Below are 25,403 nucleotides of genomic sequence, written 5' to 3'. Positions count from 1 at the left end.
GCGGAGATGAGGAGAACACAATGGATCTCGGTCTGAGCGGCAAGCGGGCCGTCGTCACCGGCGGCAGCCGCGGAATCGGTCTCGCGATCGCGCGCAGCCTCGCGTCGGAGGGGGTCGACGTGGTGCTCGCGGCCAGGGGTGCCGAGGCACTGGAACTGGCGGCGAAGACGCTGTCGCAGGAGACCGGCCGTCGGGTCATCGGGGTACCCACCGACACCGGCGACGACGAGTCGGTGCGCGCCCTCGTCCAGCGAACCGTCGACGAACTCGGCGGCGTCGACATTCTCGTGAACGCCGCGGCCACACCGTGGAGTGCGGGCAAGCCGAGCGACTTCGCGTCGACCACCGACGACGTGGTCCGCGGCGAGTTCGAGATCAAGGTGCTCGGTTACCTGCGCACCGCCCGCGCGGTGGCACCGCACCTCGTCGAGCAGGGGTGGGGACGGATCATCAATATCAGCGGGCTCGGTGCACGCCAGGCCAACTCGATCGCGCAGACCGTCCGGAACGTCGGGGTGTCGGCGCTGACGAAGAACCTCGCCGACGAACTCGGACCGCACGGCGTCAACGTCACCGTGGTCCACCCGGGGCTGACGCGGACGGAACGACTCGTCGACCGGCTGACGGAGCAGTCCGAGGCGGAAGGGGTGCCCGTCGCCGAACTGGAGTCGCGGCTGGCGACCAACTCGATCCACCGGCTGATCGATGCGAGTGAGGTCGCGGACGTCGTCACGTTCCTGGCGTCGCCGCGCAGCGTCGGGATCACCGGCGACGCGGTTGCCGTCGGCGGAGGAGCGCCGGGCGCCGTCTACTACTGAGCTCGGGCGGGTGACAGCACGCCGTCGCGCTGGGTCACTTCCAGCGCGGCGCGTTCGCCGGAGCGGACGGCGCCGTCGACCCAGCCGCACATCACGGACGAACTTTCCGTGCCCGCCCAGTGGATGCGACCGCAAGGTTCGCGGAGGGCGTGGCCGAACTGGGTGAGTACTCCCGTCGGCGCGTGACTGAGCATGCCGCCGCCGGAGTACCGCTCGACGCTCCAGTTCTGTTCGACGTAGTCGACGGGGGAGGCAGCCCGGGCTCCGAACCTCGCGGTCAACTCCCCGAGCACCGCCTCTTTCCGCTCCGCTTCCGGCAGTGTCCCCAGCGTGCGGGCGATCGGCCCCTCGACGATCACGCACAGAACTCCGGGACTTCCGGTGTCGGTGCACGCGTCGATGGTGATCGTCGCGGGAGAGTCGGGTGCGGCCGACTGCCCCGACAATCCGTCGGCGCGCCAGAAGGGTTCGTCGTATACGACGGCGATCTTCATGACGGCACCGCTCGGCATCCGCTGGTGCAGGAAGGACCGATCCATCGGAAGCAGAGGCTCGTAGAGGATCTGACTCGCGATGGCGAGGGGGACCGCGACGATTGCTCGCCGGGCGCGCACGGCCAGGTCCGCGGATCGGACGGTCACGCCGTCGCCGTCCTGCGCGATGTCCCGGACGGGTTGCGACAGGTGGAGTGCGTCGCCGATCTCGGCTGCCATCGGGCGGTAGATCGCCCCCATCCCGCCGACCGGCCGCGCATCCTCGGCGGCGTCCTTCACTCCGAGAACGAAACCGGGACCGCCGCCGGACGCCATCTGATACAGCACGAACAGCATCGACACCTCGGACGCGGCGGACGTGTAGCAGCCGGCGACCGCGGTCTCGAGAAGGTCGTGGGCGGGCCTGGACAATGTGTTGCCGCCGAGCCATTTCGCGAGACTGATCGCGTCCCACTTCGCGGCATTCTTCGCCTCCCACGGCGCCTCGAGCGGGATCGTCTTGCACATCTGGCCGAGTTCGAAGAATACGGCGCCGAGATTCGCCGTGACCCAGGGACTCATCGTCAGGGGAATCGTGCCCTTGTACCGATACTGCTTGCCGTCGACGACCATCATGGCTTCGCCGTCGGTGTACTGCTTGTAGGTCTCGACGCCGAATTCGTCGATCAGGGCGTAGATCCGGTCCTGCCCCGGCCCGATCCACGCGCCACCCCGATCGATCCACGAACCGTCGTCGCGGGCCTCGGTGAACGTGCGCCCGCCGATCCGGTCACGGGCCTCCATCAGCGCGACCGTGTGCCCGGCCTGTTTCAGACGCAGCGCCGCCGTCAGTCCGGCGAATCCGGCTCCTACGACGCAATAGTCGACTTCGATGTTTGCCATGACGAATCCCCTCGCGTTCTTCGATCCTTACTCGCGGCGAGGGGTCCGGTCAAGGGCAGCACCCGTGAGTACTTGTTAACCGCCGGCGGTTAACAAGTACTCACGGGTCGGGACCAGCGGGAACACCTGCTCGGCGATTCGCTCGAGTTCCTCGTGCGCGGGGGAGCACTGGATGAGCAGCAGGGTGAGGCCGGCGTCCTGGTAGGCGCGGATCTTCTCGGCGACCTGTTCCGGTGTGCCGACCAGATCGGGGCGCAGTCCACGGGTGCCGACGGAGTATTCGCGCCGGGACAGTTCGACGTCGAGTTCGGAGTTCTTCACGAACTCCTCGAACGACGCGTACCCGGGCGAGTGCGGGTCGACGGTGGTGATGCGTTCGAGTTCGGCGCGGGCCTCGGCTTCGGTGTCGCGCACGATGATGTAGGTGGACATGCCGAATTCGGCCATGTCCCGCTGGTGGATTCGCTGCGACCGCGCGTTCATGTCGGCGATCTTCGCGCGCACCTCGTCGACGGTGCCGCCGTGCAGAACGTACGAGTCGGCGAACGTCGCGATGGATTCGCGGCCGCTCTCGCTCTCCCCGCCCGCGAAGACCGGGGGATGGATTCCGGGTTTCGGCGACAGGATCGAGTCGCGCACGCTGAAGTGCTCGCCCTGGTAGGTGAACGGGGTGTCTTCCCAGAGTCCGCGGAGCACGTCGACGAATTCGGTGGCCTGCCGGTAGCGCTCGTCGTGCCGGGTGAACGCGCCGCCGTACTGCCGGGCTTCTTCCTCCCACCAGGCGGCGACGACGTTGAGTGCGAACCGTGCCGCACCGGCGTCGGTGGTGCCGGCGATGTCGGTGATGGTGGCCGATTCCTTCGCGGTGACCGCCGGCAGGTGGAATCCGGGTCGCACCGCCGTCATCACCCGGAGCTGTTCGGTGACCGCGAGGATCGCCGACGACAGCGACCAGGCCTCGAGGCTGGGCGCGTCGACGCCCTTGCGGTCGTTGAGGTAGAGCTCGGGGACGAGGGTGGTGTGGTACCCGAGCCGGTCGGCCAGTTGCGACAGCTGTTTGACGTAGTCCCAGGTGGCGGGCATGCCTTCGTCGCCGAGGTTGCGCAGGAAGCCGCCGTAGATGGGCGTCCAGTAGCCGAAATGCATGTCATTCCTCCGTGATGGCGTCGAGCGACGCGCGCAGATCGTCGACGAGGTCTTCCAGGTTTTCCAGTCCGACGGACAATCGGACGGTGCGGTAGCCGAATCCGGCGTCGCGGAGTTGCGTGTCGTCGAGGTGGCTGTGCGTGGTGGTGGCGGGGTGCACCACCAGCGAGCGGGCGTCGCCGATGTTGGCGACGATGGCGAACAGTTGTAGCGAGTCGACGAACTTCGCGACCTTCGAGTCGTCGACGGCGAGATCGAAGGAGAACACCGAGCCGGCGCCCCGCGGCAGGTACTTCCGGGCGGCGTCGTGCCACCGGTTGTGCGGCAGGCCCGGGTAGTTGACCTTCGCGACCGCGGGATGACCGTCGAGGAATTGGGCGATGGCCAGCGCGGAGCCGACGTGCCGTTCCAGCCGCAGGTCGAGCGTCTCCAGCCCCTGCAGCAGTTGGAACGAATTGAACGGGGACAGTGCGGGTCCGAGGTCGTGGACGATCTTCGTCTTCGCGTACACCAGGTACGCGCTCCGGTCGCGACCGAATTCGTCCCACAGCACGAGGTCGCCGATCCGCGGGTACGGCTCGGTGAACTGGGTCCACCGCCGCGGTTCCGCGCCGAAGTCGAACGTGCCGAGGTCGACGATCACCCCGCCCAGCGACGTTCCGTGCCCGCCGATGAACTTGGTGGCCGAGTACACGGCGATGTCGGCGCCGAAGTCCTTGGGGCGGAGCAGGTACGGGGTGGCGATCGTGTTGTCGACGATCAGCGGGACCCCGGCCTGGTGCGCGATGTCGGCGACGGCCCGGACGTCGAGGACGGAGGCGACGGGGTTGCCGATCGTCTCTGCGAAGAAGGCCCGGGTCTCGGGGCGCGCGGCCGCACGCCAGGCGTCGAGGTCGTCCTGGTCGACGAGGGTGACGTCGATCCCGAAGTCCGCGAACGTGTCGGTGAGCAGGTCGACCGTTCCGCCGTACAGTTGCCGCGCCGCGACGATGTGCTGCCCCGACTTGGCGAGCGTGAGGAGTGCGACCGCGACGGCGGACTGCCCGGATCCGGTGGCCAGCGCGGCGACACCGCCATCGAGGTCGGCGAGACGCTGCTCGAACACGGCTTGGGTGGGGTTCCCGGTGCGGCTGTACAGGTTTCCCTTGCGGCGCAGGGAAAAGATGTCCCGCGCCTGGTCGAAGCTGCCGAAGTCGTAGGCAACCGATTGGTAGATCGGGGGGATCGCGGTGTTCTGCGGCGTGCCGGGCTGATAGCCGGTGCGTACCTGCCGGGTCGCGAACCCTGTGGTCTCGGGCATCGGTGTGCCTGTCCCTTCGTCGATACTCTTGTTTGGCCGGGGTCGATCACAAAACGAATATGTTCGGAACAAAACACGAAGTGCGACGAGAAGACACGCGTTTTGTTCTGCTCGAGCATTACTCTTGTTCCACCGCGCACGGGTGAGTCAGGGTGACGCAGTCAATCCTGCGAACAACCACCCCGAGTGAGGTAATCAGTGGACATCGACTGGCTGGAACCCGAAGCGACCGCACGTGGCTCGGTGATCGTCGTCGCCGGCCGAGGTGAGCATGCTCACGTGTACCGCAGGTTCGCCCGGCGGATCGCGTTCGACGGTTACCGCGTCGCGGTGGTGGAGAACGATCCCGCCGCGGCCGCTCGGGTGATCGCCGACGCCGAGTCCGGTCTCCCGCTCACCGTCGTCGGGTCGGACACTGGCGCGCTCACCGCGCTCGACCTCGCCGCCACCCATCCGGCCGTGTCCGGGGTCGTGGCCGCCGGGCTTCTCGTTTCGGGCACCGACGCCGTCACCGGAGGGTGGGAAGGCGAACTCGAGATCCGCTCCGCGTGTCCGGTGCACCGGAGTGTCCTGTCCGCGGACGGCGCTCTCGACCGCGGCACGCTCGGCGCGGAGGCGCCGGTCGCCACGGCGGATTCGCTGACCCACGTGCAGGTTCCCGTCCTCGTCGTCCACGGCGGCGCCGACGTCCTGAGCCCCGTGGCGAACGTCCTTGCGGTCACGTCCGCGTTGCCGGGCGCCCGCGTGGTCGTCGTCGACGACGGACGGCACGACATTCTCAACGACGTGTCCCACCGGTCCGTCGCCGCCGAGATCGTGCAGTTCCTCGAGCGTCTGCGACTGCCCGGCACGCCCGACATCCTCCTCCGCGACCCGGCGGGCGCACTCGCGCAATGACCGGGGCGGGGCCGGTAGGGATTGTCGATCGAAGGGGTGTGGATGTCAGCGGTGCTGGAGTCGGAGACGATTGCTCCGGAGTGGTTGCTCGAACGAATCGACGGCCGCACCGCGGAACTCGCCGATGCCGTCGCCGACCTGATCCGGTCGGGTGAGCTGAGCCCCGGCGACCGCTTGCCGACCGTCCGCGCACTCGCGAAGGCGACCGATCTCAGTGTCGGTGCGATCGTCACCGCGTGGGGCCGGCTGCAGGAGCAGGGTTTCGTGCAGACCCGCCGCCGCGGCGGCACCGTCGTACTTCCGCCGCTCGACAGTGTGCCCGAGCGTGGCATCCCCGACTGGCGCGGCGTCGACCTGGCGCAGAACGCACCCGACCTGGCGTTGCAGCCGTCCCTGTCCGACGCTCTGCTGTCCAGCCTGGACGCCGAGACGTTGAATGTGTTCGGCCGGGAACTGATGACCGAGCGTCTGCGCAACGCCGTCGCTCCGGGGTGGCCGTTCGAACCGGAGGCCTGGGCGACCGCGGGCGGTGGCACCGAAGCGTTGCTGCTGGCGGTGGAGGCGGCGGCGCCGCCCGGGTCCCGGGTGGCGGTCGACGAGCCCCTCGGCCCGGGGGTGCTCGACACCCTCCGCGACCTGGGTCTGGACGCGGTGGGCGTCGGCGCCGACCACGACGGTCCCCGGCCGGACGCGCTCGACGAGGCCCTGACGGCCGGTGCGGTCGCGTTCGTGTTCCAGCCCGGGGCGCCGTTCGCCGTCGACCACGCGGTCAGCGCGCGGCGCACCCGCGAACTCGCCGACGTGCTGCGACGGCATCCGGCGGTGTGGGTGGTCGAGGACGATTCGATCGGACCGCTCGAACCGGACCAGCCACCGTCGCTGGGATGCGAACTGCCGCAGCGTGTCGTCCGGATCCGCAGCTACTGCAAGGCATACGGGATCGACGTGCGGACCTCCGTCCTCGGCGGCTCCCGCGAATTGATCGAGAAGGCCATGAAGGTGCGCAGCCACGGCGTCGGCTCGAACAGCCGGATCCTGCAGAACACCCTCGCCCACCTGATCGGCAGCGCCGACGCCGAACACGCGGTCACGGCGGCGCACGAACGCTACGCGGCCAGGCGCGCGACGCTGCTCGAGGCCCTGATCGACCGCGGCATCGAGGCTTTCGCCGGCCCGCACAGTCTGGTCGTGTGGGTGACGGTGTCGGACGAGACCGCGGCGCTTGTCGCGTTGGCGCGGCAGGGCATCTCCGTGGGGGCGGGATCGCGGTCGTTCGTGCGGTCACCCGCACGCCAGCTCCTGCGCCTGTCTGCCACCCAACTGCCCGACGACGGCGAGCTGATCGGGCAGCTCGCCGACGTCGTCGCGGTGGCTGTCGCGGAGTCGTCGCGGGAGTTCTTCGACTGATCGGACTTTGTTCGGCAGCACTGCGGGACATACGAAATATGTTTTGAAACATCGAGAATTTAATACTCTGCACGCGTCTGTTTGCTCCATACACTTCAACGCGGCGTGCCGAGGCAGGTGCCTGACGGCGGACGACGAAGGAGCGAGAACATGACGAGACGGCAACTGAAATTGGGAGCTGTCCTCACCCCCACGGGTGGTCCCGGGCACCCGTACACCTGGCTGGACCCGGAGATCCCCGGCGACGCCAGCGTCGACATCGACTGGTACATCAAGTACGCGCGTCTGGCCGAGCAGGCGCGGTTCGACCTCGTGTTCATCGTCGACAGCCAGTTCATCACCCCCGACTCGCCCCCGCACTATCTGAACCGGCTCGAGCCGCTGACGCTGCTGTCGGCGCTCGCCGTAGCCACCGAGCACATCGGACTCGTCGGCACCCTCACCACGTCGTTCAACCAGCCGTTCAACCTCGCGCGACGGTTCGCGTCCCTCGACCTGATCAGCCGCGGCCGCGCCGGCTGGAACGTGGTCACCAGTGGCGACTCCGGCACCGCCGGAAATTACGGCCTCGAGGAGCATTACGACTACGCCACCCGCTACGGCCGGGCACTCGAACACGTCGAGGTCGTCAAGGCGCTGTGGGATTCGTACGAGGACGACGCGTTTCCGCGTGACCGGGACGCCCGCCGCTTCCTCGATTCGGACAAGCTGCACACCCTCGACCACCGGGGCGAGCACTTCTCGGTGGTGGGCCCGCTCAACATCGAACGCTCACGGCAGGGACAGCCGGTGATCTTCCAGGCCGGTGACTCCGACCAGGGCCGCGACCTCGGAGCGCGCATCGCCGACGGGATCTTCACCCACGCACCCAGTTTCGAGGCGGGAGCGGCGTTCTACGCGGACATCAAGACCCGCGCCGCGGCGTACGGGCGCGCCCCTGAGGACATCGTGGTCCTGCCGGGCGTCACCGTCACCGTGGGCGACACCGACGCCGACGCCCGTGAGATCGAACTCACGACCCAGCTGGCGGACAACGACTTCGGCAGGTCCCTGCGGGAACTCGGCCGCCCCTTCGGCTGGCACGACTTCCAGCAGTACGACCTCGACGCGCCGTTCCCCACCGAGGCCTTGCAGCACGCCGAGCGGAGTTTCTACACGCAGGCGAAGAAGATCACCGACCTCGCCGTCGGCCGCGGGCTGACACTGCGGCAGACCGTCGAGGCGCTCAGCGCGCCGAAGACGTCGCCGTTCACCGGCAGCGCCGAGACCGTCGCGAACGAACTGCAGCGCTGGCTGGACGGTCACGCCCTCGACGGCATCAACATCCACATCGGGCACCCGGCGCAGTTCCGCCGCTTCGTCGACGAGGTGCTGCCGATCCTGCGTGAGCGCGGGGTGGTCCGGGAGGACTACGAGCAGGACACCCTGCGCGGCAACCTCGGTCTGCCCTTCGCGGAGAACCGCTACACCCGTGCGCGGCGCGAGGGAATCGACCCCGCCCCGCTGCCCGGCACCACAACGTCGCTGTCCGCGAGCGTCTGAATCACCACCCCCCTCTGCATGGTCAGGAGCACCCAGTGAGCAAGAAGAGCCGGCGGATCGCCGGCGCCGTAATACTCGGAGTGATCGTCGGTCTCGTCGCCACCGCATGCGGCGGTGGCAGCAGCTCGAACGGCGCCGAGGTCAAGTGGGCGTTCAACCTCCCCACATCCTGGGACCCGGTGACGAGCCGGACCGGAAACGACATCAACACCATCAGCCTCGCGTATGCGTCGCTGACCCGGCTCGACGCCGAGGGCAACGTCGAACCGTCGCTCGCCGAGAGCTGGAAGTACAACGCCGACGGCACCGCGGTGACATTCAGCCTGCGTGACGGTCTGACGTTCTCCGACGGGACCAGCCTCGACTCGCAGGCCGTGAAGGCGTTCTTCGATCGGGGCAAGACCCAGGACGATTCGTTCCTGCGCGATCAGCTCGCCGGCGTCACCGAGGTCACGGCGGACAGCGCCACCGACGTCACGCTGCACCTGGCCGACGCCGACTACCAGATCCCGTACCTGGTCGCCGGGCGCACCGGCGCGATCGCCAGCCCGACGGCGGCCGCCGACCCGCAGAAGCTCAGCGTGTGGCCGGTCGGGGCCGGTCCGTTCACGATCACCGATTTCGTCGCCGAGGATCACGCGTACTTCGAGAAGAACCCGAACTACTGGGACGCCGAGAACATCCACATCGACCACTTCGAACTCAGCGTCGCCCCGGACCCGGCCACCCTCGTCGCCGGTGTCCAGTCCGGCTCCATCGACTTCGCGACGCTGCCTGCGTTGCAGTCCAAGGAAGCCGAGGCCGCCGGTCTCGACGTGACCGTGAAGCCGTCGCTCGCCGCGAACGACGTGTCCATCAACCTCAACAAGGCGCCGTTCGACAACCCGAAGATCGTCGAGGCGTTCCGCTACGCATTCGACCGCCAGGCGTTCGTCGACGTCGTCACGAACGGGCTGGGGAGCACCACCAGCCAGCCGTTCCCCGACGGGTACCTCGCGTTCAACCCGGAGATCGAGAAGCTCTGGAACTACGACCCCGACAAGGCATCTCGTCTCCTCACCGAGGCGGGATACGCGCCCGGGCAGTTGTCGATCGAGATCACGGCGCAGTCGGCGGCCACCAACCGCGCGGAACTCGTGCAGTCGCAGTTGAAGAAGATCGGCGTCGAGTCCACGATCAAGGTGGTCCCGCCCGGTTCGTCGACGTGGCAGAGCGAGGTCTACATCGCGAAGAACCCGCAACTGGCCACGGACGGCACCATCGGACGTGAATCCCCGGTGCAGAACCTGCTCGCCGTCTACGGTCCGGAAGGCATCATGAACCTCAGCGGCCCGCACGCGTCGCCGGAGTTCACCGCCGCACTCGACGCCGTGCGCCGCACCCCGCTCGAGGACCCGGAATACAAGCCGCGGTTGTGGCAGGCCGTCAAGGTCGGTGTCGAGCAGTCGCCGACGAACTACCTCTTCAGCAACCCGTGGATCATCGTGTCCAACCCGGATCTGAAGAACCTCAACATCCTGCCGTCCCAGGTTCGCTGGGAAGGCGTCACGGTCTCGTGACCACCGCAGACATCGAGGCCGCAGGCACCGGGAGAACATTCGCTCTCCCGGTGCCTGCGGGCGCGCTCGGCACGGCAGCGCGGGTCGTGCTCGGCACCGTGCTGATCGTGGTCCCGGTTTTCCTGTTCTCCACCCTGATCACGTTCCTGCTCGGTGCGGCCAGCGGGCTGAATCCGGCCGCCGGCATCGCCGGTGACGCCGCGACCCCGGAGACGATCGCCCGGATCAACGCCGAGTTCGGGCTGGACAAGCCGGTCTGGCAGCAGTACGTCGACTGGATGTCGAGCATGCTGAGCGGCGACCTCGGTGTCTCGTGGTTCAGCAAGATCCCGGTCAGCGAGTTGATCGGTGAGCGGCTTGCCGTCAGCGCCTCCATCGCCGGTGTCGCGCTGGTCATCGGACTCGTCCTCGGCGTCGGACTCGGGGTGCTCGCCGCCGTCTACAAGGGCAGCCTGCTCGACCGGGCGATCACCGCCTACACGTCGGTGGCGTCGACGCTGCCGCCGTTCGTCATCTCCATCGGACTGATCCTCGTCTTCAGCGTCGGGTTGCACTGGCTGCCGTCGGCCGGGTACGTCCCACCGGACGAGAACTTCGGCCGCTGGCTGTCGCTGATCATCATGCCCGCCATCGCGTTGAGCATGGACGTCGTCGCCGACATCGCGCGGCAACTCCGCACCGGACTGGTGGCGGAACTGGATCAGAACTACGTCACCGGCGCGGTGGTGCGGGGCATCGGTCCGTCACGGATCCTGTTCGTGCACGCGCTGCGTAACGGCAGCGGTCCCGCACTGTCGATCCTGGGCATGAAGATCCCCACGCTCATCGGCGGCGCCGTCGTGATGGAGACCATGTTCTCGATGCCCGGCTTCGGTCGGCTCGCCGCCGACTCCGCGCTGCGCGGAGACGTTCCCATAGTCCAAGGAACGCTCGTCGTGGCGATCGTGTTCGTGCTGTTCTGCAACATCGTCGTCAACATCGCCCAGAGCGTCCTGCAGCCGGCCACCAAGCGGAGAGACTGACACCCCATGCTCACAGCAATTCTGCGCTATCACTCCGCTCGCGCCGCGGTGATCGTCCTCGGGCTGATCGTGGTGCTCGCGGTCTTCGGGCCCGCGCTTGCGCCGTTCGACCCGCTCGAGCAGGACACGGCGGCAATCCTGCAGGGCCCGAGCGGAACTCACTGGCTCGGCACGGACAACGTCGGGCGGGACGTGTTCAGCCGGTTGCTGGCGGGTTCGACCGTGTCGGTGCTGTCGGCGCTGCAGTGCGTCGTCGTCGGCTTCCTCCTCGGCGTGATCCCGGGCTTCCTGTCGGTGTATCTCGGGCGCAGCGTGGAATGGTTCACGCTCCGGCTGATGGATGCTCTCATCACGCTGCCGTTCCTCGTGTTCGCCGTCGCGATGACCGCGCTGCTCGGAAACGGGCTCGCGCAGGCGATGTTCGCCGTCGGCATTCTCATCGCGCCCGCGTTCTACCGGGTCACGCGTGCCGCCGCGCTGACCGTGGCCAACTCCCAGTACGTCGAGGCCGCCGAACTGATGGGCGCCGACACGTCCTGGATCATCCGCCGTCACGCGGTGCGCAAGGTGCTGCCCGCGGTCGGGGTGACGTTCGCCGCCATGACCGGGGCCAGCCTCGTCATCGTGTCTTCGCTGACCTTCCTCGGGATCGGCGTCGTCCCGCCCGACCCCACCTGGGGCGGACTCCTCGCCAGCGGACTGCAGTACCTCTACCAGGTTCCGTTCGGCCCCGTCGTCCCCGCGCTGCTGATCGTGGCGACCGTGTGGGCGCTCAATGCCATCGCCGACGCACTGCGGGACGCGACCGGCCGACCCACACGACGCGCCCCCAGGAAACAGGAGGTCACCTCGGATGTCCACTGACACACTCGATGCCACTTCGGCACCACACACTTCGCGCCCCCGCAGGCCGGTGCTCACCGTCAGCGATCTGCGGATCGCCCTCGACGACGGAACCGAACTGGTCCACGGCGTCGACTTCTCCCTCGCGCCCGGCGAAGCGCTCGGGATCGTCGGCGAATCGGGAAGCGGCAAATCACTGACCTGCCGCGCCATCCTCGGAATCCTGCCCGGCGGAATCGACGTCACCGCAGGCTCGATCGACTTCGACGGCATCGAACTCACGGACCTCGGGCGCAAACAGTGGCGCCCCCTGCGCGGCACCCGCATCGCCGCGGTGTTCCAGGACCCGGCGTCCTACCTGAACCCGTCCATCCGCGTGGGCGAACAGCTCGCCGAGGCACTCCGGTCGACACTCGGACTGTCCCGCGCCGACGCCAAGCGGCGCGGGCTCGAACTGTTCCGGAAGATGGGCCTGACCGACGCGGACACCGTGTACCGCCAGTACCCGCACGAACTGTCCGGGGGAATGCTCCAGCGGGTGCTCATCGCGATCGCGGTCTCCGCGGAACCGGAACTCCTGATCGCGGACGAGGCGACCACCGCCCTGGACGTCACCGTTCAGGCCGAGGTCCTCGACCTCCTCGAGGACCTGCGCGAAGAACTGGGCCTCGCCCTCGTCCTGGTCTCCCACGACCTCGCGGTGGTGGCCCAGGTCTGCGACAGCGTGATCGTCATGCGGGACGGCGCCGTCGTCGAGTCGGGGCGGGCGGAAGACCTGCTCACCGCGCCGCAGCACGAATACACCCGCCAACTCGTCGACAACCACCGCGCATACGGCCTCGAGTCGTTCACCGGGCAGGAGGCCGCTCGTGTCTGAGTCGTTGCTGCGCATGACCGATGTCCGGGTGGAGCGGGGGCTCCGCGGTGCCCGCAAGCAGATCCTGCACGGCGTCGACCTGACGATCGACACCGGCGAGAAGGTCGGTCTGATTGGTGAAAGCGGTTCCGGGAAAACGACACTGGCCCGAACGATTCTCGGTCTGATCACCCCGACGGCCGGGTCGGTCGAGATCTGCGGGCAGCGCGTCGACGACCTGCCCGCCGCGCAACGCCGGGCCCACCGGCGCACGGGGACCGTCCAGTACGTGTTCCAGGACCCGCTGCTGAGTCTCGACCCGGACATCCCGGTGGGCGAGTCGATCGCCGAGGGGCTGATCGTGCGCGGCGGGCTGGACCGTGGCGTCGTGCGGTCGAAGGTCGCGGCGGTGCTGAGCAGTGTCGGACTGGACGCCGACGTCGCGGTGCGGATTCCCGCGGAACTGTCGGGTGGGCAGCGTCAGCGGATCGCGATCGCGCGGGCCCTCGTGCTGGATCCGGCGCTGCTGCTGCTCGACGAACCGGTGAGCGCCCTCGACTCGGTCAACCGCATCCAGATCCTGAAACTGCTCACCGAACTCGGGCATTCGCGGCAACTCGCTCAGCTGTTCATCTCCCACGACCTGGGGGCGGTCGCGTCGCTGGTCGACCGGATCGTCGTGCTGTACCGCGGCAACATCGTCGAGGACGGACCGACCCACCAGGTGATCTCCGATCCCCAGCACCCCTACACCGCGCTCCTCGTCGGATCGGCTCCCACTCTGAGCGGCGGCGCCGTGACTCGCGAGCGTCGCCGGGAGTTGAGGCTCCGCCTCCCGTGAGTACTTGTTAACGTCGGGCGGTTAACAAGTACTCACGGGTGCCGTAGGCGCAAGGGTTTCGATCGGTGTGATTCGAAGACGCGCCGCCGATTTATGTTCCTGCCCTGCATTATTCGACCACGGCCGCGGAGTGCTCTAGGGTGGCGGGGTACGCATGCGAGAGGTGATGAAGCAATGAAGGTAACGGTAGTGGCCGGCAATCCCAAGCCCGGTTCACGGACGCTGGACGCGGCCGGTCTGGTCGCGGCCGCGGTGACGGGCGCCGCCGTGGATTCCACGGTCGACGTGATCGAGCTCGGTGCGGGACTGCTCGGGTGGGGCGACGAGAAGGTCGCGGCGGCGGTGGACACGGTCGCGTCGTCGGATCTCGTGGTGTTCGCCAGCCCCACGTTCAAGGCGTCGTACACGGGCGTGCTGAAACTGTTCCTCGACCAGTTCGCGACCGGCGACGGCCTGAAGGACGTCGTGGTGGTGCCGCTGATGCTCGGGGCCGGGCCCGCGCACGCCATGGCGCCGGACCTGCTGCTCAAGCCCGTGCTCGTCGAACTGGGTGCGACGGCTCCCGCGCCGGGCCTCTACCTCATCGACACCGCGTACACGACCGACACACGCATCGCCGACTATGCCGAGCGGTGGGGTTCGATCCTCACCGCGGCGGCCCGGACACGGACGGAACTCTCATGACACAGGCTGACGGCACGGTGGACAAGGCTTCGCTGCGGGAGGCGTTCGGACATTTCCCGAGCGGTGTCGTCGCCGTCTGCGCCGAAGTCGGCGGTGAGCGCATCGGGATGGCGGCGAGCACGTTCGTGCCCGTGTCGCTGGAGCCGCCGCTGGTCGCGTTCTGCGTGCAGAACACGTCCACGACCTGGCCGAAGCTCGCGGACCTCGAGCACGTCGGGATCAGCGTGCTCGGGGAGGCGCACGACGCGGCCGCCCGGGTCCTCGCCGCGAAGACCGGTGACCGGTTCGCCGGCCTCGACACCGAGACCACCGACGGCGGTGCGTTGTTCATCGACGGCGCGTCGGTGTGGCTCGACACCACCGTCACCCAGCAGGTGCCCGCGGGCGATCACGCGATCGTGGTCCTGCGGATCAACGAACTGCGGGTGCAGTCGGAGATCGAACCCATCGTGTTCCACCGCAGCCGGTTCCGCTGGCTCCGCACCGTCGCGTCGTAACCGACTGCGATGACCACGGAACTGACGGCCCCGGCCGAGACGGACGTCCATCCGCTGGACGACGCGATTCGTCAATCCCTGCGCGGCGAGCACGCGCACTTCGCCCGGTGGTCGGGCAGGGTGGCGCGGTACCACCCGGACGTTGCGCCGCACGTCGGCCACCCGGACACCCTGGTGGACGAGGACTGGGCGGATCTGGCCGCACTGCTCGGCTCGTCGGCGACAGCGGCGCTCCGCGGATTCGGTCACACGCCGCCGCCGGGCTGGGAGGTCCTGGACACCTTCGGCCTGGTCCAGATGGACGGCACCGCGCTGGACGTCGCGCCCGACCCGGACGCCGAAGTCCTCGGCGCGGACGATGTTCCCGAGATCCTCGACCTGATCGGCCGCACCCGGCCCGGACCGTACCTGCCGCGAACCATCGAAATGGGGACCTACCTCGGGTTCCGCGTCGACGGCGAACTCGTCGCCATGGCGGGAGAGCGGCTGCATCCGCCCGGCTGGACCGAGATCAGCGCGGTCTGCACCGACGAGCATTTCCGGGGCCGCGGATTCGGTGCCCGGCTCGTCCGCGCCGTCGGAGCAGGCATCCGCGCCCGCGGGGAAACCCCGTTCCTGCACGCCGCGCAGGCGAACACGACGGCGATCCGGCTGTACGAGAGCCTGGGTTTCACCCTCCGCCGGCAATCCGCCCTCACCGTCGTCCGGACACCGGCGTAGCGCCCTCGAAGCGGTCGCGCAGCGTGGACTCCGCGTACTCGTGCCGGAAGATCCCCTTCTCGCGGAGCAGCGGCACGACGTGGTCGACGAAATCGGTGAGACCGGAGGGGAATCCGTCCGGCATCAGATTGAAACCGTCCGCCGCGCCCGCCACGAACCACTCTTCGATGGTGTCGGCGATCTGTTCGGGGGAGCCGACGACGAGCCGGTGCCCGAAACCGCCGGCCTTGCGCAGCAGTTCGGACACCGAGTACCGGCTCTCCAGTGCCAGCCGCACGACGGCTTCCCGGAACCCGAGGGAACCGGAGAACGACGGGTCGACGGGCGCCAGCAGCAGGTCCTCCGGGATCGGCCGGTCGGGGTCGAGCGAGGTCAGATCGACGCCGAGCATCCCGCCGAGGCGTTCGGCGGAGAAGCCGCCGACGGCCTTGGACTCCCAGTCCTCGTAGCGGGCGACGGCCTCGGCCTCCGTGCTGCCCACCACCGTGACGAGACCGGGCAGGATCTTCACCGCCCGGGGGTCGCGACCGGCCGCGCGCGCGACGTCCTTCACCTCCCGGTAGTGCTGCCGCCCGGCGTCGAGGGTGAGTTCCGCCGAGAACACCGCGTCGGCGCTGCGTCCGGCCAGCGCGCGGCCCTGCGGTGAACCGCCGGCCTGCACGAGCAGCGGGTGACCCTGCGGCGACGGCGGCACGGGCAGCACGCCGTGCACGTGGAAGAACTCCCCGTCGTGGTGCACCGGAGCACCGGTGGCCGCCGATTCCCACAGCGCCGTGACGACGTCCACGAACTCGGTGGCCCGGCGGTACCGCGACTCGCGGTCGGGGATCCTGGTAAGACCGAAGTTGTGGGCCGTCCCGGCGTGGAACGTGGTCACCACATTCCACGCCACCCGACCGCCGGACACGACGTCGAGGGACAGGAACCGGTCCGCGAGGTCGAAGGGATCGTTGAACGTCGTCGACGCCGTGCCGATCAGCCCGAGGTGTTCCGTCGCGCTCGCCACCACCCCGAGAACGGTGGTGGGTTCGAGCGCCCTGGTCGGCTTGACGGCGGGATCCTCGCGGAGCGCGGGCCCGTCCGCGAGGAATAGCGCGTCCAGCGTGCCGCGCTCCGCAATCTTCGCGACTTCGGTGTAGTAGTCGGGGTCGATGAATGACGTCGGGTGCAGATCGGGGGCCCGCCACGCGGACGGGTGGAAACCCACGTCCAGCACGTTGACATTGAGGATGACCTCTCGTTGCGCGGGCATCAGCCGGCGGGCTTCGCGCCGGCGCCGTCGACGTTCGTCTGGGTCCGGTCGGTGGCCCGCGCCGATTCGATGCTCTGCGCCACCCGGGAGAAGAACGGGTCGCTGTCGATCAGCTGGCCGATCCGCGGGTCGTGGTAGGTGTCGAGAAGCGGCGCGAAATCCGGGTTGTCCTTGTTCTTCTCGTTGATGACGACTTCGATCCAATACAGTTCGTAGGCGGGGGCGTTGAAGACGATCTTGTCGTCGGGCACGTCGGCGAGATCGAAGTTGGACCGCCAGCCCAGCGCCAGGTCGACGTCGGGGAGCGTGCGCGGCAACTGCGCCAGCGCGGCCTCGGTGAACTCGAACGACTTCGGGTTGTCCTTCACGTCGCGGATGGTCACGCGGGACGGATCGACACCGTCCTTCAGGGTCAACTGGCCGAGGTCCTGCAGCGTCTGCAGGGCCTGCGCCTGGTTCGACGGGTCGTCGGGGACGGCGACCTTCGCGCCCTTGGGGAGATCCTCGAGCTTGTCGTACTTCTCGGAATAGCCGGAGAACTTCAGGACGTACCAGTCGCCGGCCGCATACAGTCCGAGGTTGCCGTCCTCGTTCTGCACCCGCATCCACTCCTGGTGCTGGCTGTGGTTGGCGTCGATGTCGCCCTGGGAGACCGCGAGGTTCTTGAGCTTCGAATCCTCGATCTGCACCGGTTCGACGGTGATGCCGTGGTCGGGGGCGAGTTTCGCGACCTCCTTGGCGAGTTTCTCGTCCAGGATCGATCCGGCGGTGTACCCGATCTTGAACGTGGTCTGCGGGCCGTCGCCCTCGGTGCGGTCGTTGCCCCCGCCCGCGCCGCACGCGGTCAGGAGGAGCAGCAGTGTGGCCGTCAGTCCGCCTGCCGCGGCAGCGCGGGCACGCGTCACCGAGCGGGGTCGAGTCGTCATGGGTGTAGTCCTCTGATCTGGGTGGGAGTGAAAGGCTCAGCGACGGTTGGTGAGGCGGGCGGCCAGATCGCCGACGAGTTGGATGACCTGGACCAGCACCACGAGCGCGATGACCGTCGTGATCATCACGGTGTTGTCGAAACGGTTGTAGCCGTATGCGATGGCGAGGTTGCCGATGCCGCCGGCTCCCACCGCGCCTGCGATCGCCGACATGTCGAGGATGCCGATCAACGCGATCGTCAGGGCGCCGATGATGGTCGGGACCGCCTCGTGGAGTTGCACTTTGCGGATGATCTGGAAGTTCGACCCGGCCGACGCGCGTCCCACCTCCACCACCTCGGGCGGAACGTCCCGCAGCGAATTCTCGATCAGCCGCGCGACATACGGGGTGGCGGCCAGCGTCATCGGTACGGCTGCCGCCTGCACTCCGAGCGAGGTGCCGACGACGAAGCGGGTGAAAGGGATGATGGCGGCCATCAGCACCAGGAACGGCAGTGATCGGCCGAGATTGACAACCCAGCCGGCCACCGTGTTGACCGCGGGGTTGGGAAACAGCCCGCGGGGAGCGGTGTTGTGCAGGACGACCGCCAGCGGAGTGCCCAGCAGGATGGCCAGGATCACCGTGATCCCGACCATCTGCACGGTCTGTTGCAGGGCGGGCAGGAACAATTCGGGAAGTTCCTCGACCGGGGTCGAGATGGCCAGGACAACAGTGCCGGCGCTCATGCTGCCGCCTCCTCGGTCGCCGGGGCGGAGGTGTTGTCGTCGACCCGTGTCCCGTGCAGACCCCACGAGGCCAGAAGCTCCCCGACGGACGGATGGTCACCGGCGACCGAGATGGTGACCCGGCCCGCCGGGCGTCCGCCGACCGACTCCACGGTCCCGGACAGCACCCCGATCGACCGGCCGGTGGCCGTGCCGAGAAGTTCGATCCAGTTGGTGGGGACGGTGTCGGACCCGTACGTGACGTGCCACAGCACGTCCCGGTCGTCCGCGGTGATGTGGGAGCGGTCCGGGAGCAGCCCGACACCGAGTTCGGAACGGGGGTCGCGGAGGAGGTCGATAACCGGGCCCGATTCCACGACCCGTCCCGCGTCGAGGACGGTGACCACGTCGGCGACCTGGCGGACGACGTCCATTTCGTGGGTGATCAGCACGATCGTCAGCCCGAGGTCGTCGCGCAGTTCGCGCAGCAACGCGAGGATGGATCGGGTGGTGGCGGGGTCCAGTCCGGACGTCGCCTCGTCCGACACCAGGACCTTGGGGGCCAGTGCCAGCGAGCGGGCGATCCCCACGCGTTGCCGCTGCCCGCCGGACAGTTGCCGGGGGTAGAGGTCGGCCTTGTCGGACAGGCCCACCCGCTCGAGGAGTTCCGCCACCCGTGCCCGTCGCTCGGCCCGGCCGACGCCGGCGAATTCCAGCGGCAACGCCACGTTCTCCGCGGCGGTCCGGCGGGCGAGGAGGCTCGACGCCTGGAAGATCGTCCCGATCGCGCGGCGCTGCTCCCGCAACCGCCGCTCGGACAGCCCGGAGACGTCCGTCCCGTCGAGGAGGATACGGCCCTCGGACGGACGCTCGAGCAGACTGATGATCCGCGACAGCGTGGTCTTGCCCGCCCCACTCTGGCCGATCACCGCCGCGATCTGCCCGGTGCCGACGGAGAAGTCGATGTCGTGGAGCACCTCGACGGAACGGGCTCTCTTCCCGAATCGTTTCGTGACGGAACGGACTTCGATCATGCTGCACCACCTGTATCGGATGACGGCACCGCGGGTCGGCCGCCGGGAGGGAGTCCTGGCCTGTGGGTAGGCCAGTGGGCTCCCGAAACGATAGGCGTGGGTAAACGGAAAGTCATGTCTAAGAATCGACTTGATCAGAACGTGCGCTCACTATCCGGGATATACCGGGCGGCGGTGGGCCGGTGCCGGCGCCGGATCGGGCAGCCGCAGCGTCGCCCGGAGCGACCGCTGCCGGTACCCGCGGGGCCTGGACGGCTTCGACCATGCGGAGAAGCCGGCGTCGAGGTCGGTGACGGTCGCGATGTGGCCGTCCACCCCGGTGGCGTCGGGATCGTCGACGACGAACAGCAGGGCGCGCTCACGCACGGCCGGTCCGTGCCGGGTGACGTCGCTGCCGGCCAGCACGACGATGTCGGAAACTTCGGCGGCGGAGACGATGTCGTCACCCTCCTGCGCCCACCACGCGACGGGGATCTTCTGCTGCGGCGGTGTGGGGACGTTGAGGGGGCCGGCGATGTCGAAGATCCCCTGGTGGTCGGCGTAGACGATGCGGTCGGAATCGGCGAAGCGCACATCGCCGGGGCGGCCACGGATCGTGTCGGCCGGCCAGCTCTCCCACAGTGTGCGGGAGGCGTGGATCGCGTCGGTCGTCACCGCGGAACTGGGCCCGGGCTCGATCCACACCCCTTCCCGGGCCAGGTTGCCCGGTGCCGTCCGGTCCTCGACGCCGGTGAGCCAGCCGACGCGCCCGCGGCTGGTGTGATCGAGCGAGGCCAGGCGGCGGGCCAGGTTGTACGGGTGGTCGAGGTGGGGGACGGCGGTGACGAACACGCCGACGTCGGCGGTGGCGGCGATCAGCGCCGCGGCGGACACGCTGGGGGACAGGGCCGCGGTCGGCCGGGGAGCGGTGCGCGACACCCGTTCGACGCCGACGAGGACGAAGTCCGCCCCGGTTCGGTCGACGAATGCTGCAAGTTCGTCGACCCGGCCGCGGCGGATGGCGTCGACGAGCACGTGCTCACCGAGCGCGAGTCCGTACAAGGTCCTGCTCCGCTGGATCACACTCATCGGGGGTCTCCCGTTCTCGATTCGAGGGTCGGCTGTCGTGGTGTCAAGGGGTATCTCCTGAGAAGAGGGGGACGATCGCGAGGGCTAGGGAGGCGAGTCCCAGCGCGACCAGGAGCATCAATACGGACGCACTGCGCCGAAGGACGCTGGCCCGCGGATCCTGTGGGTCGTACCACAGCCAGAGGACCTGTCCGGCAACGAATTCGTTCCTTCCGGAATCGGACACGGCGGCGCCGAGTACCGGCCCGGGGTCGAATGTCGTTCGCCGGCCGGTGAACTCGTCGCCCCCGACCCGGTACGCGTAGGTGACCGCGGGTCGTACGTCGACGACCGAGCATTCGGACCCGGTCCACGACCGGGACCGCCACAGCGCGACGACGCCCGGAACCCCACGGAACAGGAGGAACGCACCCGCGATGATCCAGACGGTGACCACACGGGCGACGTTACGGCCGCGACGGTGGGGTCGTACAGCCTTCCCCGCAGCGTGAGCCGAACACCGTTATTCGACACGTGGACCGGGAACAAATGAGTACTGCTGTGGAGCACTGTGTTTCATTTGCTCACACGTCACAATCAGACTGAGCGCAATGCTCGTCCCGGGCGCGACGCTCTGGGAAGGTAAGGGCAATCGCGGAGAGGGGAACCGTCATGAGTCGTCATTCCGTCGTCGGGCTGCACCTCGATGCCGCCGTCGTCACGCACGTGCTCCACCCGAGGCAGCAGGCGCGGCGAGAAGAGTTCGGGCGCAGCATCGACGCGTCGGGAATCGATTTCCTCGTTCTCGGCGGTGACCGCGTGGACGCGGGGGAATCGAGCCACACGGCGATCGATGCGACGGTGGCCGCCACCGTTCTGGCCCGACACACGAGCGCGGTGGGACTGGTGGTGGCCGGCGGCGTCGTCCGCGATCACCCGTTCAATCTCGCGCGCCGGCTCGGCTCCCTCGACCACGGGTCCCGCGGCAGGGCCGGATGGCTGGTCGAGACGCCCGACCGTCCTGCCGGAAGCTGGGCGACGGCGGACCCGGTGGACATCGCGGTCGATGCCGTGTCGGTGGTCCGGAAGCTGTGGGAGAGCTGGCCCGGCGACAGCATCGTCGACGACGCCGAGCGCGGCATCTTCGCGGACTCCGAACGGATCGTCCACATCGATCACTCGGGGATCTTCTCCGTCTCCGGCCCGCTCAACGTTCCCGAACCGCCGCAACGCAAGCCGCCCGTCTTCTGGCGCCCCGCGACCGCGGCCGAACAGGTCGCGGCGCGGCGCACCGCCGACACGGTGATCCTCCCGGACGAGGAGTCGGTGCGCCCGTACCGGGCGCACTTCGACGCGGACGCCGCCCGGGATCAGGTGGTGCTCATCGACCGACAGCGGACACATGGCAGCGCCCCGCCTGCGACTGGGGCCGACGGCGTGATCATCCGCGGGTTCACCGCGCCCGATCTGCCCGCCGTGCTCGACGCGGTTCGGCGCGAGCCGAACCTCCACGACCCGCGGCGCACCCTGCGTGACCGTCTGGGTCTGCAGGCGGCGGAGACCGTGCTGTCCGGTGGCCGCAGCGCGTTCCCGGTCAGCTGACCATTTCATCGAAGACAGGAGAATCACCATGACAGCGGTATCCGAGGCCCCCGCACCGGAGGCGGTCCGTCCGCCCGCACGCGGCTCCGCCGAACTTGCGGCCGTGATCGCCGAGATCGCCGACGACGCCGCCCGGCGGCGTGCCGGTGGCGGGACCGAAGGACCGCGCCGGGCCGTCGAGTTGATCCGCAAGCACCGCCTCGGGGCCGTCCGCGTGCCCCTCGAGCACGGCGGCGGCGGGTACACCCTGCAGAACCTCTTCGACCTGGTGATCGACCTCGCCGAGGCCGACCCCGACGTTCCGCACATCATCCGCGTCCACTATGCCTTCGTCGAGGAACTGCTGCGGGTGCAGCGCACCGAGCGGAAGGACGCATGGTTGCCGGAGGTCCTGTCGGGCAAGCTGTTCGGCGGTGCGTCCTCGGAACTGAGCACCCGCGCCGTCGGCTCCTACAGTTTCGAATCCACGCTGACTCCGCAGTCCGGCGGGTACCGCCTCGACGGGGTGAAGTTCTACAGCACCGGGTCGCTGTACTCCGATTTCATCCGGGTCTCCGCCAACCTTCCGGACGGAAAGGCGCTCAGCGCCATCGTGCCCGCCGACCGCGCGGGGATCGTCCACGAGGACGACTGGGACGGAATCGGCCAGCGTCACACCGGCAGCGGGACGACGGTGTTCGAGAACGTCGCCGTCGCCGAGTCCGAGACCCTGCCGTTCCGGGGTGGCGACGAGGAGACCCGGCCGCGTCAGGCGCTTCCTCAGCTGTACCTGCACGCGATCGCGGCGGGCATCCTCCGCGCCGTCACGACCGAGGCGGCCGCGCTCGTCCGCGGCCGCAAGCGCAGCTTCGTGTTCGCTGTGGCCGAGGAACCACGGCACGACCCGCAGTTGCTCGAGGTGATCGGAACGCTGTCGGCGGCGGCCTTCGCGGCGGAGTCGGTGGTCCGCGCGGCCGCCGCAGCCCAGGATGTGGCCGCCGACGTCGCTCGCACGTCCGGGGTCGACGCCCGGCTCGAGCAGGACGCCGCGGTCCTGGCCGCCAAGGTGAAGGTGTCCATCGAGGACGTCGCGCTCCGGGCCGCCACCCGGCTGTTCGAGGTGGGCGGCGCCTCGGCCACCCGGGAGTCGGCGCACCTGGACCGGCACTGGCGGAACCTGCGAACCCTGTTCTCCCACAACCCGACGGTGTACAAGGCGCGGGTGATCGGCGACCTCGTGGTCAACGAGACACCGCTCCCCGACACCGGATTCTTCTGATTCGGAAGGCAATGCCGTGAGTAGCTCCCGACGCCAACTGGTGCTCAACGTGAACGTGCTCGACGTGGGCATCGCCCCCGGGGCGTGGACGCTCGACGACGTGCACGCCCACTCGTTCGTCGATCTCGACCACTTCACCGCGGTCGCGCGGATCGCCGAGCGCGGCACCCTCGACGCGTTTTTCCTCGCCGACGGTCCCGGCTTCTGGGAGAACCCCCGGGTGAAGCCGACCCGGGCGCTGGAACCGTCGGTGATCCTGGCGGCCGTGGCGACGGCCACCGAGAATCTGGGTCTGATCGGGACCGCCTCCACCACGTTCAACGACCCGCGCGATCTCGCCGAACGCTTCCTCTCCCTCGACTACCTCAGCGGCGGTCGGGTGGGGTGGAACGTGGTCACCACGTATTCGCCAACGGCCGCAGCCAATTTCGGCTTCGACCAGATCCCGGACCGCGACTACCGCTACCGCCGTGCCGAGGCGTTCGTCGGCGTGGTCACCGCGCTGTGGGAGAGCGCCCGCAGCGGTGTCCCGGTGTCGCACCACAGCGAGTTCTTCGACGTCGACGGCGTGCTGCGGGCGCCGGCGTCGGAGCAGGGGCAACCGCCGCTCGTGCAGGCGGGCGGATCGCCCGCCGGGCGTGAGCTCGCCGGACGCACTGCGCACGGCGTGTTCTCCGCAGAACTGACGCTCGACTCCGCACGCAGGCACTACAAGCACGTCAAGGACGTGGCCCGGGCGGCAGGCCGCAACCCGGACGACGTGAAGATCCTGCCCGGGCTGATCACCGTCATCGGCTCGACGGAAGCGGAGGCCGTCGCACGCCACGAGCAGCTCCGCGAACACGTCCCCGCCCGGTTCGGCTGGGACCGGCTGAGTCTGACCCTCGGCGTCCCGCTCGCGGACCTCGACCTCGACCGGCCGATCCCGCAGTCGCTGCTGGACGGGCCGCCCGACCCGGCGACGTTCTCGGGTTCCCTCGGCTTCCGCGAATCGGTGGTCGGGCTGGCCCGTGAGCGGAACCTGACCGTGGCCCAGCTTCTGCGCGAGTTGAACGGCGGCGGCGGGCACCGAGCCGTCATCGGCACCCCGGAACAGGTGGCCGACACCATCGAGGCGTGGTTCCGCGCCGAGGCGGCCGACGGATTCAACCTCATGCCTGACGCGTTCCCGTCCGGCCTCGACACCTTCGTCGACGAAGTGGTGCCCCTGCTGCGCAAGCGGGGACTCTTCCGCCACGAATACGCGGAGACGACCCTGCGCGACCGCTTCGCGGTGCCGCTTCCCGAATACGGCGCCGCGCAGTCGGCCTGACTGCGTCCAGACGGTAAGGAGGCCTGGTGAATTCACCGCGGTCGGGGTCGCAGGCGGTCGAACGGGCGATCGCGGTCCTCGCCTGCTTCGAGGGCGGCGCCACCGACCTGACGGTCAGCGCGCTCGCCGCCCGCACCGGATTGGCCGTCAGCACCGCGTACCGCATCGTGCAGGCCCTCGTCCGCGGCGGATTGCTCGAACGCGACGAGCACACCGACTGCTACCGCGTGGGGCCGAGCCTGATCTCCCTCGCCGTGCCGTCGCTGGGGCGGCACGACGCCGAAGCGTTCGCCCCGCACCTGTATTCGCTCGCCGCGCGGGTGAAACTGACCGCCTCCCTCTCGGTCGCGAAGGACGATGTCGCGGTCACCGTCTTCTCCGCGCGCCCACCGGAACGGTTCTGCACGCATCAGCTGCCCGGTGTGCGTCAGCCGCTGCAGACCAGCGCGATGGGGATGGCGATTCTGGCGTTCGGCACGGCGTCCGCCCGGCGAGGCAGTTCGGTGCCGGCGTCCTCGAGCCTCGAACAAGTCCGGCGGCGGGGGTACGCCGCAGCCTTCGCCGCCGAGAACCGGGACGTGCTCGCCGTCGCGGTTCCCGTTCTCGACGCCGACGGACGGCCCCGCGGCGCGCTGGGAGTCCAGGCGCTCCGCCGTCGACTCACCGACGATCTGGTGCGGGAGATCGTGCCACCGATGCGGGGCGTCGCGGCGCGGATCGGTGCCGGCGCCGGAACCGCATTTCCCGCATTCCGGTAGG

25 protein-coding genes are annotated in these 25,403 nt (G+C 69.0%); 16 read left to right on the top strand and 9 right to left on the bottom strand.

Annotated elements, in window-relative coordinates:
* Positions 1-20 precede the first annotated feature (20 nt).
* The gene (locus CA951_RS17335) at positions 21-818 is read left to right on the top strand and encodes an SDR family NAD(P)-dependent oxidoreductase (protein WP_087558012.1); all 798 of its coding nucleotides are present in this window, start codon (positions 21-23) and stop codon (positions 816-818) included.
* Here CA951_RS17335 and CA951_RS17330 read toward each other — a convergent pair.
* The 3 genes from CA951_RS17330 to CA951_RS17320 form a co-directional block, all read right to left on the bottom strand.
* On the bottom strand, positions 812-2,194 hold the full coding sequence (locus tag CA951_RS17330; protein ID WP_087558011.1) for an FAD-dependent oxidoreductase: 1,383 nt from the start codon (positions 2,192-2,194) through the stop codon (positions 812-814). The two genes, CA951_RS17335 and CA951_RS17330, sit on opposite strands and share 7 nt — an antisense overlap.
* Before the next feature lie 75 nt (positions 2,195-2,269).
* Entirely contained in the window at positions 2,270-3,340 is a 1,071-nt protein-coding gene (locus CA951_RS17325) for an LLM class flavin-dependent oxidoreductase (protein ID WP_087558010.1), read from the bottom strand.
* A 1-nt stretch (position 3,341) separates the two neighbouring features.
* Positions 3,342-4,640 (bottom strand): O-acetylhomoserine aminocarboxypropyltransferase/cysteine synthase family protein, encoded by a 1,299-nt coding sequence (locus CA951_RS17320; protein ID WP_087558009.1) that lies wholly within the window; start codon positions 4,638-4,640, stop codon positions 3,342-3,344.
* A 198-nt stretch (positions 4,641-4,838) separates the two neighbouring features.
* Between CA951_RS17320 and CA951_RS17315 the strand changes: the two genes are divergently transcribed.
* From CA951_RS17315 to CA951_RS17265, 11 genes are all read left to right on the top strand, one after another.
* Complete coding sequence (locus CA951_RS17315; protein ID WP_087558008.1) at positions 4,839-5,537, top strand: alpha/beta hydrolase; 699 nt, start codon at positions 4,839-4,841, stop codon at positions 5,535-5,537.
* A 42-nt stretch (positions 5,538-5,579) separates the two neighbouring features.
* On the top strand, positions 5,580-6,944 hold the full coding sequence (locus CA951_RS17310; protein ID WP_087558007.1) for an aminotransferase class I/II-fold pyridoxal phosphate-dependent enzyme: 1,365 nt from the start codon (positions 5,580-5,582) through the stop codon (positions 6,942-6,944).
* A 150-nt stretch (positions 6,945-7,094) separates the two neighbouring features.
* Positions 7,095-8,486 carry an LLM class flavin-dependent oxidoreductase gene (locus CA951_RS17305; protein ID WP_087558006.1) on the top strand — a complete coding sequence of 464 codons (1,392 nt, stop codon included), beginning with the start codon at positions 7,095-7,097 and terminating at the stop codon, positions 8,484-8,486.
* A gap of 35 nt (positions 8,487-8,521) precedes the next feature.
* Positions 8,522-10,045 (top strand): ABC transporter substrate-binding protein, encoded by a 1,524-nt coding sequence (locus tag CA951_RS17300; protein ID WP_087558005.1) that lies wholly within the window; start codon positions 8,522-8,524, stop codon positions 10,043-10,045.
* Positions 10,042-11,067 (top strand): ABC transporter permease, encoded by a 1,026-nt coding sequence (locus CA951_RS17295; protein ID WP_087558004.1) that lies wholly within the window; start codon positions 10,042-10,044, stop codon positions 11,065-11,067. Before CA951_RS17300 ends, CA951_RS17295 begins: the two co-directional genes overlap by 4 nt.
* 6 nt (positions 11,068-11,073) lie before the next feature.
* On the top strand, positions 11,074-11,931 hold the full coding sequence (locus CA951_RS17290; protein ID WP_087558003.1) for an ABC transporter permease: 858 nt from the start codon (positions 11,074-11,076) through the stop codon (positions 11,929-11,931).
* Positions 11,921-12,787, top strand: a complete 867-nt coding sequence (locus tag CA951_RS17285; protein WP_087558002.1) for an ABC transporter ATP-binding protein — start codon at positions 11,921-11,923, stop codon at positions 12,785-12,787. The genes CA951_RS17290 and CA951_RS17285 overlap by 11 nt, the downstream gene beginning before the upstream one ends.
* The gene (locus CA951_RS17280; RefSeq protein ID WP_087558001.1) at positions 12,780-13,607 is read left to right on the top strand and encodes an ABC transporter ATP-binding protein; all 828 of its coding nucleotides are present in this window, start codon (positions 12,780-12,782) and stop codon (positions 13,605-13,607) included. The genes CA951_RS17285 and CA951_RS17280 overlap by 8 nt, the downstream gene beginning before the upstream one ends.
* A gap of 174 nt (positions 13,608-13,781) precedes the next feature.
* On the top strand, positions 13,782-14,291 hold the full coding sequence (locus tag CA951_RS17275; RefSeq protein ID WP_087558000.1) for an NADPH-dependent FMN reductase: 510 nt from the start codon (positions 13,782-13,784) through the stop codon (positions 14,289-14,291).
* Positions 14,288-14,788, top strand: coding sequence for a flavin reductase family protein (locus CA951_RS17270; RefSeq protein ID WP_087557999.1), 501 nt, complete (start codon positions 14,288-14,290; stop codon positions 14,786-14,788). The genes CA951_RS17275 and CA951_RS17270 overlap by 4 nt, the downstream gene beginning before the upstream one ends.
* Before the next feature lie 9 nt (positions 14,789-14,797).
* Entirely contained in the window at positions 14,798-15,508 is a 711-nt protein-coding gene (locus CA951_RS17265) for a GNAT family N-acetyltransferase (protein ID WP_087557998.1), read from the top strand.
* Here the strand turns inward: CA951_RS17265 and CA951_RS17260 are convergent.
* From CA951_RS17260 to CA951_RS17235, 6 genes are all read right to left on the bottom strand, one after another.
* Positions 15,483-16,760 (bottom strand): NtaA/DmoA family FMN-dependent monooxygenase, encoded by a 1,278-nt coding sequence (locus CA951_RS17260; protein ID WP_087557997.1) that lies wholly within the window; start codon positions 16,758-16,760, stop codon positions 15,483-15,485. The genes CA951_RS17265 and CA951_RS17260 overlap by 26 nt on opposite strands.
* Complete coding sequence (locus CA951_RS17255) at positions 16,760-17,686, bottom strand: MetQ/NlpA family ABC transporter substrate-binding protein (protein ID WP_087557996.1); 927 nt, start codon at positions 17,684-17,686, stop codon at positions 16,760-16,762. Before CA951_RS17255 ends, CA951_RS17260 begins: the two co-directional genes overlap by 1 nt.
* 36 nt (positions 17,687-17,722) lie before the next feature.
* On the bottom strand, positions 17,723-18,412 hold the full coding sequence (locus CA951_RS17250; protein ID WP_087557995.1) for a methionine ABC transporter permease: 690 nt from the start codon (positions 18,410-18,412) through the stop codon (positions 17,723-17,725).
* Entirely contained in the window at positions 18,409-19,425 is a 1,017-nt protein-coding gene (locus CA951_RS17245; protein ID WP_087557994.1) for a methionine ABC transporter ATP-binding protein, read from the bottom strand. The genes CA951_RS17250 and CA951_RS17245 overlap by 4 nt, the downstream gene beginning before the upstream one ends.
* Positions 19,426-19,575: 150 nt before the next feature.
* Positions 19,576-20,493, bottom strand: coding sequence for an LLM class flavin-dependent oxidoreductase (locus CA951_RS17240; RefSeq protein WP_087557993.1), 918 nt, complete (start codon positions 20,491-20,493; stop codon positions 19,576-19,578).
* A 43-nt stretch (positions 20,494-20,536) separates the two neighbouring features.
* Positions 20,537-20,929, bottom strand: a complete 393-nt coding sequence (locus tag CA951_RS17235) for a DUF3592 domain-containing protein (RefSeq protein ID WP_087557992.1) — start codon at positions 20,927-20,929, stop codon at positions 20,537-20,539.
* Between the two features lie 215 nt (positions 20,930-21,144).
* Here CA951_RS17235 and CA951_RS17230 point away from each other — a divergent pair, with 215 nt between their 5' ends.
* Genes CA951_RS17230 through CA951_RS17215 form a run of 4 tightly spaced genes read left to right on the top strand, consistent with a single transcriptional unit; the run spans position 21,145 to position 25,402 of the window.
* On the top strand, positions 21,145-22,074 hold the full coding sequence (locus CA951_RS17230; RefSeq protein ID WP_087557991.1) for an LLM class flavin-dependent oxidoreductase: 930 nt from the start codon (positions 21,145-21,147) through the stop codon (positions 22,072-22,074).
* A gap of 28 nt (positions 22,075-22,102) precedes the next feature.
* Positions 22,103-23,332 carry an acyl-CoA dehydrogenase gene (locus CA951_RS17225; RefSeq protein WP_087557990.1) on the top strand — a complete coding sequence of 410 codons (1,230 nt, stop codon included), beginning with the start codon at positions 22,103-22,105 and terminating at the stop codon, positions 23,330-23,332.
* A 16-nt stretch (positions 23,333-23,348) separates the two neighbouring features.
* Positions 23,349-24,644, top strand: a complete 1,296-nt coding sequence (locus CA951_RS17220) for an LLM class flavin-dependent oxidoreductase (RefSeq protein WP_087557989.1) — start codon at positions 23,349-23,351, stop codon at positions 24,642-24,644.
* A 26-nt stretch (positions 24,645-24,670) separates the two neighbouring features.
* Positions 24,671-25,402, top strand: a complete 732-nt coding sequence (locus CA951_RS17215) for an IclR family transcriptional regulator (RefSeq protein ID WP_087557988.1) — start codon at positions 24,671-24,673, stop codon at positions 25,400-25,402.
* Position 25,403: the final 1 nt, after the last annotated feature.

It is taken from the genome of Rhodococcus sp. NCIMB 12038 (assembly GCF_002165735.1).
Lineage (GTDB): Bacteria > Actinomycetota > Actinomycetes > Mycobacteriales > Mycobacteriaceae > Rhodococcus_F.
Note: the sequence above shows the minus strand (reverse complement) of the source record. Positions and strands in the feature narration are given on the sequence as shown.

Bases quoted from the DNA above. Each gene is read 5' to 3' on its own strand.
- CA951_RS17335 (WP_087558012.1), top strand. From the start codon at position 21: ATGGATCTCGGTCTGAGCGGCAAGCGGGCCGTCGTCACCGGCGGCAGC.
- CA951_RS17330 (WP_087558011.1), bottom strand. From the start codon at position 2,194: ATGGCAAACATCGAAGTCGACTATTGCGTCGTAGGAGCCGGATTCGCC.
- CA951_RS17325 (WP_087558010.1), bottom strand. From the start codon at position 3,340: ATGCATTTCGGCTACTGGACGCCCATCTACGGCGGCTTCCTGCGCAAC.
- CA951_RS17320 (WP_087558009.1), bottom strand. From the start codon at position 4,640: ATGCCCGAGACCACAGGGTTCGCGACCCGGCAGGTACGCACCGGCTAT.
- CA951_RS17310 (WP_087558007.1), top strand. From the start codon at position 5,580: ATGTCAGCGGTGCTGGAGTCGGAGACGATTGCTCCGGAGTGGTTGCTC.
- CA951_RS17305 (WP_087558006.1), top strand. From the start codon at position 7,095: ATGACGAGACGGCAACTGAAATTGGGAGCTGTCCTCACCCCCACGGGT.
- CA951_RS17290 (WP_087558003.1), top strand. From the start codon at position 11,074: ATGCTCACAGCAATTCTGCGCTATCACTCCGCTCGCGCCGCGGTGATC.
- CA951_RS17285 (WP_087558002.1), top strand. From the start codon at position 11,921: ATGTCCACTGACACACTCGATGCCACTTCGGCACCACACACTTCGCGC.
- CA951_RS17275 (WP_087558000.1), top strand. From the start codon at position 13,782: ATGAAGGTAACGGTAGTGGCCGGCAATCCCAAGCCCGGTTCACGGACG.
- CA951_RS17270 (WP_087557999.1), top strand. From the start codon at position 14,288: ATGACACAGGCTGACGGCACGGTGGACAAGGCTTCGCTGCGGGAGGCG.
- CA951_RS17265 (WP_087557998.1), top strand. From the start codon at position 14,798: ATGACCACGGAACTGACGGCCCCGGCCGAGACGGACGTCCATCCGCTG.
- CA951_RS17260 (WP_087557997.1), bottom strand. From the start codon at position 16,760: ATGCCCGCGCAACGAGAGGTCATCCTCAATGTCAACGTGCTGGACGTG.
- CA951_RS17255 (WP_087557996.1), bottom strand. From the start codon at position 17,686: ATGACGACTCGACCCCGCTCGGTGACGCGTGCCCGCGCTGCCGCGGCA.
- CA951_RS17250 (WP_087557995.1), bottom strand. From the start codon at position 18,412: ATGAGCGCCGGCACTGTTGTCCTGGCCATCTCGACCCCGGTCGAGGAA.
- CA951_RS17245 (WP_087557994.1), bottom strand. From the start codon at position 19,425: ATGATCGAAGTCCGTTCCGTCACGAAACGATTCGGGAAGAGAGCCCGT.
- CA951_RS17240 (WP_087557993.1), bottom strand. From the start codon at position 20,493: ATGAGTGTGATCCAGCGGAGCAGGACCTTGTACGGACTCGCGCTCGGT.
- CA951_RS17230 (WP_087557991.1), top strand. From the start codon at position 21,145: ATGAGTCGTCATTCCGTCGTCGGGCTGCACCTCGATGCCGCCGTCGTC.
- CA951_RS17225 (WP_087557990.1), top strand. From the start codon at position 22,103: ATGACAGCGGTATCCGAGGCCCCCGCACCGGAGGCGGTCCGTCCGCCC.